This is a genomic window from Phycisphaerae bacterium, from assembly GCA_012729815.1.
In the GTDB taxonomy this organism is placed as follows: domain Bacteria; phylum Planctomycetota; class Phycisphaerae; order JAAYCJ01; family JAAYCJ01; genus JAAYCJ01.
The window spans coordinates 1-8021 of sequence record JAAYCJ010000167.1 but is presented as its reverse complement, the minus strand read 5'-3'; the positions used below and the strand labels follow the sequence as shown (position 1 = coordinate 8021).

6 protein-coding genes and 1 pseudogene are annotated in these 8021 nt (G+C 65.0%); 1 reads left to right on the top strand and 6 read right to left on the bottom strand.

Annotated elements, in window-relative coordinates; all coding sequences use genetic code 11:
• Positions 1-13: 13 nt before the first annotated feature.
• Positions 14-1078, top strand: a complete 1065-nt coding sequence (locus tag GXY33_11090; protein NLX05676.1) for a hypothetical protein — start codon at positions 14-16, stop codon at positions 1076-1078.
• 24 nt (positions 1079-1102) lie between these two features.
• Here the strand turns inward: GXY33_11090 and GXY33_11085 are convergent, their stop codons facing one another.
• The 6 genes and pseudogenes from GXY33_11085 to GXY33_11060 all read right to left on the bottom strand — a co-directional run.
• Positions 1103-1612 carry a hypothetical protein gene (locus GXY33_11085; GenBank protein NLX05675.1) on the bottom strand — a complete coding sequence of 170 codons (510 nt, stop codon included), beginning with the start codon at positions 1610-1612 and terminating at the stop codon, positions 1103-1105.
• Between the two features lie 114 nt (positions 1613-1726).
• Positions 1727-3907, bottom strand: a complete 2181-nt coding sequence (locus tag GXY33_11080; GenBank protein ID NLX05674.1) for a hypothetical protein — start codon at positions 3905-3907, stop codon at positions 1727-1729.
• A gap of 33 nt (positions 3908-3940) precedes the next feature.
• Positions 3941-4948 carry a hypothetical protein gene (locus GXY33_11075; protein NLX05673.1) on the bottom strand — a complete coding sequence of 336 codons (1008 nt, stop codon included), beginning with the start codon at positions 4946-4948 and terminating at the stop codon, positions 3941-3943.
• 6 nt (positions 4949-4954) lie between these two features.
• Positions 4955-5629 carry a prepilin-type N-terminal cleavage/methylation domain-containing protein gene (locus tag GXY33_11070; protein NLX05672.1) on the bottom strand — a complete coding sequence of 225 codons (675 nt, stop codon included), beginning with the start codon at positions 5627-5629 and terminating at the stop codon, positions 4955-4957.
• 32 nt (positions 5630-5661) lie between these two features.
• A pseudogene (locus GXY33_11065) lies at positions 5662-6321 on the bottom strand (DUF1559 domain-containing protein).
• Positions 6322-6372: 51 nt separating this feature from the next.
• The coding region (locus tag GXY33_11060; protein ID NLX05671.1) for a hypothetical protein at positions 6373-8021 on the bottom strand (1649 nt) is incomplete at its 5' end.

Below are 8021 nucleotides of genomic sequence, written 5' to 3'. Positions count from 1 at the left end.
GTGAGGTGAACGGATGATTTCGCAGCGGCTTGGGAAGTACCTGGACGACCTGGAGCGGCGGATCGACGCAGCGGTCGAGGACGATCTGGTCGGGCGGTGGACCGATTTTTGGGAGGGCCGGTTCGACGATGGGATTTTTTCACCGCGACGTTCGAGGACCGCGCCGCCGGGACTCGAATGGCCGGCGGTGCGGCTCAACGAGGCCATTGAGGACTTCGAGCTGATGGCCCTGCACCAGTTGCGGATGTGCTCGGAGCAGTTGGCTGCGGGCGGAGGACATCTGCTGGCCGTCCGGAGCAACTATGGAACGGGCATCCTGCCGTCGGTCTTCGGCGTCGAGATGTTCATCATGCCGGAGGAGACCGACACGCTGCCGACCAGCCGCCCGGTGGGAACGATCGAAGGCATCCAGGCGATCCTCGACCGCGGCGATCCGGACCCGCACGGCGGCTTCGGCGGACGGACGTTGGAGATGGCGCACGTGTTCGAGGAGATCCGCCGGTGGTATCCGAAGATCGGGCGGTACGTGCATCACTACCATCCGGACCTCCAGGGGCCGATGGACGTTTGCGAGCTGCTGTGGGGCAGCGGGCTGTTCGTCGATCTCTATGAGAGGCCCGCGATGATCCACGCGCTGCTCGACCTGGTGACGCGAACGTACATCCGCTTCCTGCGCGAGTGGCTGACGATCGCCCCGCAGCCGCAGCCCTACACGTGCCATTGGGGATTGATGCAGCGGGGAACCATCATGCTCCGCGACGACTCGGCGATGAACCTTTCGCCGGAGATGTTCGACGAATTCATCCGGCCGTACAACCGGCGGGTGCTCGACGAGTTCGGCGGCGGGTCGGACCACTTCTGCGGCCGCGGCGACCACTTCATCGGGCGGCTCACGCGGATCGAGGGCCTGTACGCCGTGCAGATGAGCCAGCCGCACCTTAACGACATGGAAACCATCTTCCGCCACACGGTCGACAGGGGAATCAAGCTGCTGGGCCTGGATCGCGAGACGGCTGAGACGGCTGAGACGGCGCTGGCCGCGGGACGCGACCTGCACGGATGCGTCCACTGCGGATGACAGAGCACACTCGATCGCGCGACCCTAGACCGGCGTGTCGCTGACCGTGACCACGTCGGCGGCGTCGTTGAGTTCGAGGATTTCAGCCGCCTTGGCCGCTTCGGCGTCGGAGGCGGCGCGTATTGAGAGCAGAACGTCGCCTTCCTTGACGCGGGCCTCGTAGGCGCGGGCCTGCTCTTCGGGAAGTCCCATGCCGACGAGCGCGCCGACCAGCCCGCCGACCGCTGCGCCCATCGCCGCCCCGCCCAGCGCCGCCATGATCGGCCCGGCTGCGACGAACGGTCCGAGGCCCGGAATGACCAGCGCGCCGACTCCGGCCAGCCAACCCAACACGCTGCCCAGCGCCGCTCCGGCGCCCGCTCCGGCCACACCGGGCTCCGACCGAGCCCCATCTTCGTAGCCGACCTTGCCCCGCCGATCGTCCGGCACGATCACCGACACGTCATCCGGCGGGAGGCCGGCCTCTCGCAGGCGGATCAGGATTGCCTGAGCCTGATCGTGACTGGCGGCGATGCCGAAGACCGTTTTGGCCATGATCGTTCCCCCACACCAGTTCGAGTTGACAACCAATGATATGAGAACCTCCGGTCCGCCGCCATCGGGGCAAAGCACGATAGCCCGATCAGGGAATCGCCCGACCCGCAGCGGCTATTCGGCTGGAGCGGTGGCCGCGTGCTGTCGCTGCAGCAGTTCGCCGAAGCGCAGGTTCGGTTCGTCCAGGACCAGGTGGACTTTGCCGTTCAGCCAGACCGTCGGCTTGGCGGCGTCCATGAACCGCGCAGCGGTTCGCGGATTGACGTAGCGGATGCCGCGGGCCTTGTCCTCGCAGAAATCGACGCGGACCTGCCGCGACGGGAAGAACGGATCAGCCTCCAACGCGGTGTAGGCGGTCAGGTTGCCGTCCTCGGTATAGACCAGCCAGCCGTTTTGCGGGAGCTTGAACGTGCGGTTGCCGGAGGCGGCCACGGTCAGCACCTGGTCGTCGCGATTGACGTAGACGTGGCAGCCGTTGGCGTAGCGCACGTGAAACCGCCGGAACCACGAGAGCAGTGCCTCACGCGAGTCGATCTTCGGATTCTCGATGAGCTGATCGAGCGTCTTCCACACGCTGCGCTTGCCGTACTTGACGAAATCGACCGGCTGAAGGGCATAGTGCCGCTGGGCCACGCCGACCGTGAAGCACTCGGTCAGGGCGTGCACCAGCCGCATGCCGGCGTAGTAGAACAGGTATCCGCCGTTGCCGTAGAGCACCTCACACGCCCGGTAGCTGTCAACCTTCTCGTCGTCGTTGAAGTAGCTCTCGAAGCCGCGACCCATCCAGTTTTCCTCGTGCGGGGCGAAGAAGTGCCGGTATCCCAGCCCCATCGAGTGCACCGTGGTCAGCTCGTGGACGCGGCGGAGTTTTTCCTCGGGCGTGAAATCGGACCGCCGGTCGCCCGCGAACACCGTAAAATCGCCCGTGTCCATGTACTTTCCGAACTGGAAGTCGGCGATGTACGACTCGCTGCCCAGCGGACCCTGGTGGATTTCCTTCATCAGCCGGCAGATCTCCCGCAGCCGTTGGCGGGCCGTGCAGACCATTCCGGCGCCCTGCTCGCCGGCGTCGTAGTTGACGTACAGCCCGCTGTACCCGCCGCTTGAGAGCTGGTCCGAGAACGCCGCGGTGGTGCCGTAGTGTTTGTGGAAGGCGCGGTCCTGCCGCTCGACCAGGGGCAAGACCGTGCTGAAATTGCTGTGCCATTTGGGATTGCCGTCGCCGCCCAGGGCGAGCTTGACCAGCCCCTCGTTGACCGACGGCGAGGTGTCCGGCCGGACCAGCATGTAGTTGGTCCGAAGCGCGGTCCGGCCCATCGTGTTGGCCAGATCGACCAGTTCCTTGAGCTGCTGTCCGGTCCCGAACGGCGGCGCCGGATCAACCAGATCCGGCTCGCGATACAGATCGGGCAGCGTGTCGTCGAACCCGCCGAAACCCCACTGCTCGATCACGGTGTAGAACTTCACGACGCCGGCCGTCGCCTCCTTGAGCCACCGCACGTAGAACAGATTCGCGTCGTGCGGAATGTCCCAGACGTCGTTGAAGATCATCCCGGCCAGTTCCTGACGGTATTCGCTGGGCTGGTTGGTCACCGGGCCGAGGGTCTCCCACGTGTTGGTCGCGGCGCGAATGACGTAGCGTTCGTGGAGGCTCGGCCGGGAACCGTCGGTCAGCACGGCATAGCCGGTGTCGCTGCTGATCGGCGGGTTCTTCACGAGAAAATGCTGCTTGGGCATCGCCCGATGGCTGTAGCCCGCGCTGTGCGAGACGTCCAGGTCCAGGTGAGCGTGGAAATAGAGCTTGCCGTCCGGCCAGTAGATAAACGGCGCCCAGCCGTCGTTGCCCTCGTGGACCTCCATATCCCGCTGACCCACGTAGAACTGCTTGAACGGCGCATCGGTCCCGCCGATGTTGCCGCACTGGAAGCCCGCCGCGTCGGCTGCGCCTTCGACCACGAGTTCCACCGCGCCGTCGTCGCATTTTTTGAGCTTCAGCGTGTAGTCGCCCGCCAGGTCCTCAGCCGCGGCGCGGCACCGCATGACCGTCCAGCCGTCCTGCTCCCGCACGGAAATCACGCTCGTCTCGTAGTCCTCCGGCCCGATCTGGCTGTCGCCGACGACGAACACCGGGCCAAGGCTCTGGAGCACGTGAAGCGTCTTGCCGCTGTGCGCGAAGGTCAACGGATCGGCGGCGTTATCCGGATGCAGCGTCCAGCCGTCGATCACCTCGCCGCAAACGGCCTGACCCGCCGCCATCAATACCAACAGACACACCAGTACTCGGCCACACGTCATCACTCGCATCTCCTGCATTCGTCCGATCCGGTCTCACAACCGTCGATCCAACACAAAACCGCCTTCGTCCAGGTACTCCACCATCCACGGCCGAGTGGCCCCGGTGCGAACGATACCACGGCCCTCCTCCGATTCGCTCTGCCAGGTCATCAGGGCGTGCCGGCCGTCGAATTCCGGAATGCCTTCGGTCTCGGTGATCACGCGGGCGGTATAGCAGCCGCTGGCCGGAAGCACCCACCATCGCCCGCGCAACTCGTACGGCCCGCGAAGGTCATCCGCCGTGTACACGTACGCCGCCGCATCCGGAACCGATGGATACTCCCGCCGGAATCGCGGCGACTGAATCCCGCCGTGGGCGCAGAACATCAGATACCACCGGCCGCCGCGGGCCCACAGCGAAGGCACTTCCATCCGGTCGAACAGCCCGGGCGACACCAGCGGAAGCTGCATTTCCCAATTCAGCAGATCACTCGATCGGGCCAGCGCCACGCAGCCGCGCTCGTCGATCGGACCTTCGCGCATCCGGCCGGTGATCAGCATGTGGAAACACCGATCCTGCTCGTGCCAAAACACGAACGGATCGGCCCAGCAGTAATGCGCATCCGCGTTCGGCGAATGGGCGTACCACCGCCGGTCCGGCCGAAGGACCGGCTCGCGGCTCACCCGCCGCCAGTTCACCAGATCGTCGCTTGCGGCCAGACCGATCCCGCCGGGATTATCGGCGTTCAGGCTGCCCGCGCAGTAGAGCATGTAGAACCGCCCGTTCCACTCCAGCGTCGTGCCGGTGGCGATGTTGCGGCTGTCGAAGGCCTCGGGATCGTCGGACGGCCCGAGCGCCACGCCCAGGTATTCCCAACTCACCAGATCCTGCGAACGCGAGACGCCGACCACCTCGCGACCCCATCGCCCCGAATCCCCAGCCGACAGCGGGGCCAGCAGGTGGTAGAAATACACGCACCGCCCGCAGCGAAAGAACCACTGGTCCTGCGTGTAGAAACCGGGAATCCGATAGTGAATCTCGGGTCGAATGGGCTCGTTCATGGCGGATCAGTCGTCAGCGAAGACTCTCGAACCGTGCAAAGCGTAGGCATCGGCGATGGGCACCTCCGAAACGTGCCCGTCGACGCAGGCCGCGTTGGCATCGTTGTTGTGCCGATACGTGATATTGATCACCCGCCCAGCCGTCGGGATGTACAGGAAGATCACGTTGCCCCAGTAGACCTCGTCATAGGTGTCGCTTCCGCCGTCCGCGCAGAGCAGCTTGCGGCTCGGATTGGCGATCCGGTCGAGGCTCATGAAGGTCAGGTGCTCGTTGGCGGCGAAACTGGCGAAACCCGCCTGCGTGGTGCGGTACGCCGGATTGGTCGGGCAGCGGAATGCGCTGCCGGTGATTCGCTCGTAAAAGTTGGGATCGCCGGGCGCGAACGGACGGTCGGCGTAGACGTACGGCCAGAGGAAACAGATGTAGTTGTTGAGATTCGGGTCGTGCTGGCCGTCCACGTACATGTCGGGCAGAAAATCGGCATGGTCGCGGGCGTAGAGGCTAAAGCCGCTGTGGATCGTCCGCAGATTGGCCGTGCAGGTCAGCCGCTTGGCCCGCTCCCTGACCGCCGCCAGCGCCGGTAGCAGCAGCGAGACCAGCACCGCGATGATCGCCACCACCACCAGCAGTTCGATCAGCGTGAAAACCCGACGTTGGCGCTCGTGCATCCGCATGGGCATCTCCTTATTCTATCGGCGACCGTCTGGTCGTATCAATACGGCATGATGTTCGGATGCCGCTCGATCCACGTCCAATCGGCGGTCGGCCGATCGTAGTCCACGTTGAACCCGGCCATCACGTCGTTTCCATAGCCGAAGTGGCGGCATCCGTTCTGCACGTAGTCCATGGTGCCGGTATGAAACTCGACGTGCCACGGGTAGCCCTCGGCGATCACGATCTTATCGTGCGGGTCCGTGATCAAGTCATGCTGCAGCGACTGGACGCGGGGAAACGTCGGCCACGCCGCGACCGGCGGATCCACCCGCCACGACATGTGGTAGCTCATCTGGTACTGGTACTCCCAGTGATCCGGATCAGCGGGATTCTTGCGGAACGAAGGGCACATCCACATCCGGGCCGCCTGCCCGTCCAGATAGTAGGTATCGACCCTCGCCTCGCCGCCGTTGACGTACTGGGCGAGCAGGGCCATGAAGTTGTTGGTGTGCCGGTCGCCGTTCCACGGCATCCAGCTTGGCGGCATCAGCCCGTGGTTCTCGCCGAGATAGAGGCCGAGGCACACTCCCATCTGCCGCATGTTCGACTTGCAGACCACGTTCCGCGCATGTTCGCGGGCGGCGTTCAGGGCCGGCAGCAGCATCGCCACGAGCACCGCGATGATGGCGACCACGACCAGAAGCTCGATCAGGGTAAACGCCTTGGCGCTCTTTCGTCGGTTGCATGTCCGTCTCTCCGGTTTGCATCCCTATTTGCGGTAGTACAGCCGCACGTTGCGGATCCAGTAGGTGTAGCCGTCCACGGTCGGGTTGGCCCCGATCCGCAGCATTCGGACCGAGGCCGGGTCGAACTCCGGACCCGCGTCGGATTCGAACAGGATCTGTACCTTTTGCCATTCGGTGGTCTGACGGTAGACAAAGTCGTAGCGTGGCCCGACCTCGGGCACGTTGTCCAGGACGGCCATCACCAGGCCGCGGCCCACCTCGGTGTCGGCTTTGATCTCGAACCCGATCCCCGCCGCCCCCATCAGCGACTCCTGCGGCCAGCGAAGCGGAAACTCCGGATACACCCACCGGTCGCCGCTCTCGCCGAATTGGACGTGGAACCGGACCGCCTGCTGCTCCGGATCGCTGGTGATCTCCATCGTTCCGGAACTGTTGGCCCGCCAGCGCGAAGCGTCCTCGGCGGGCAGCGGCACGGCTTCCAGGAACGCCGCCAGGTCAACGTTGGGCAGCTTGAACCGCGCGCACAGCGGAGAGATCGTCTGGCCCTCGAAGCGTCCCTCCAGCTTGAGATTCACCAGACCGGTCGGCACCTGGTCGGCGTGGAAACGAATGACCAGCGGCACCGCGGTCTTGGCCATCGCCGCCACGGCGATCCGTTCCGGCAGGCCGGCGATCTGGTAGGCGGTTCCGACGCTTTCGATCCGGCCCTCTTTCGCCCGATCGGAAAAGTTGAATATCTCCAGCACGGCGTGGGTCTCTTCCGCCTCGACCGGCGCAGCCGGATTGCCGACCGGACCGAACCCTTCGCCCAGTAAAATCCGCATCACCACGGTCAGGTCCTTCGGCGACGCCGTAGCGGCGGGCGGCGACTCCGGCTGCGACTCGGCCCGCAGGCCCGACAGCCCGCGAAGATAGACCGGGTAGCGGCCCGAAGAGAACGCAGGCCCGCGGACCTGACTCTCAGCGCCTATCAGATCGGCCGCGGTCAGTTCGCCCTGTTGTCCGGCAAGTTCAAACGTCTGGTTCGTCCCGTCGGCGCTCCAGTGCACCAGCACCTGCGCGGCGGCTGGCGTCTCGAACAGGTAACCCTCGATCTTTCCGCCCAGGTCCATCCGCCCCAGATACCGGCAGTCGCCCAACTGGGCGATCAGGTTCGAGAGGGCTGAGTAGGCCGGCTTGGGCGTCCAGTCCCACCGGAAGATGCCCCAGACCTTGCCGTTGCCGTACTCGTTGTAGGGTTTGAAGAGGAAAAAGAAGTCCCGCTCGACCCCTTCCGACTGGAAGACGATCTGCGACTTGACCAGGTGTTCAGCCTGCATCCGCTCCTGCTCGTCGTCGTGCTCGCGCCGTGAACTGCCGACGGCCAGCGGCGAAGCCCTGCCCGTATCCTCGTGGGCCAGTCCGCTCTCGGTGACCCAGATCGGCTTGTGCCCCACGCCGTACCGCTCCAGCAGCCCGCGCTTGCCCGCCGTCACCGCTGCGTACCGGTCCGTGGTCGAGTACAGGTGGAAGTTGTAGACGTCGAAGTAGTCGCCCACGCCGTTTTCCATCAACAAGACCACAAACGGCGAGACGTTGGGAATGCAGTCCGACCCGACCAGCACGTCGGCGTCGGGATTGCCCGCTTTGTATCCCAGATAGGCCGCCTTCATCGCCGTTGCGAAATCGGTCG

Excerpts from the sequence above, each read along its gene's own strand:
- GXY33_11090 (NLX05676.1), top strand. The coding sequence starts at position 14 with ATGATTTCGCAGCGGCTTGGGAAGTACCTGGACGACCTGGAGCGGCGG.
- GXY33_11085 (NLX05675.1), bottom strand. The coding sequence starts at position 1,612 with ATGGCCAAAACGGTCTTCGGCATCGCCGCCAGTCACGATCAGGCTCAG.
- GXY33_11080 (NLX05674.1), bottom strand. The coding sequence starts at position 3,907 with ATGACGTGTGGCCGAGTACTGGTGTGTCTGTTGGTATTGATGGCGGCG.
- GXY33_11075 (NLX05673.1), bottom strand. The coding sequence starts at position 4,948 with ATGAACGAGCCCATTCGACCCGAGATTCACTATCGGATTCCCGGTTTC.
- GXY33_11070 (NLX05672.1), bottom strand. The coding sequence starts at position 5,629 with ATGCCCATGCGGATGCACGAGCGCCAACGTCGGGTTTTCACGCTGATC.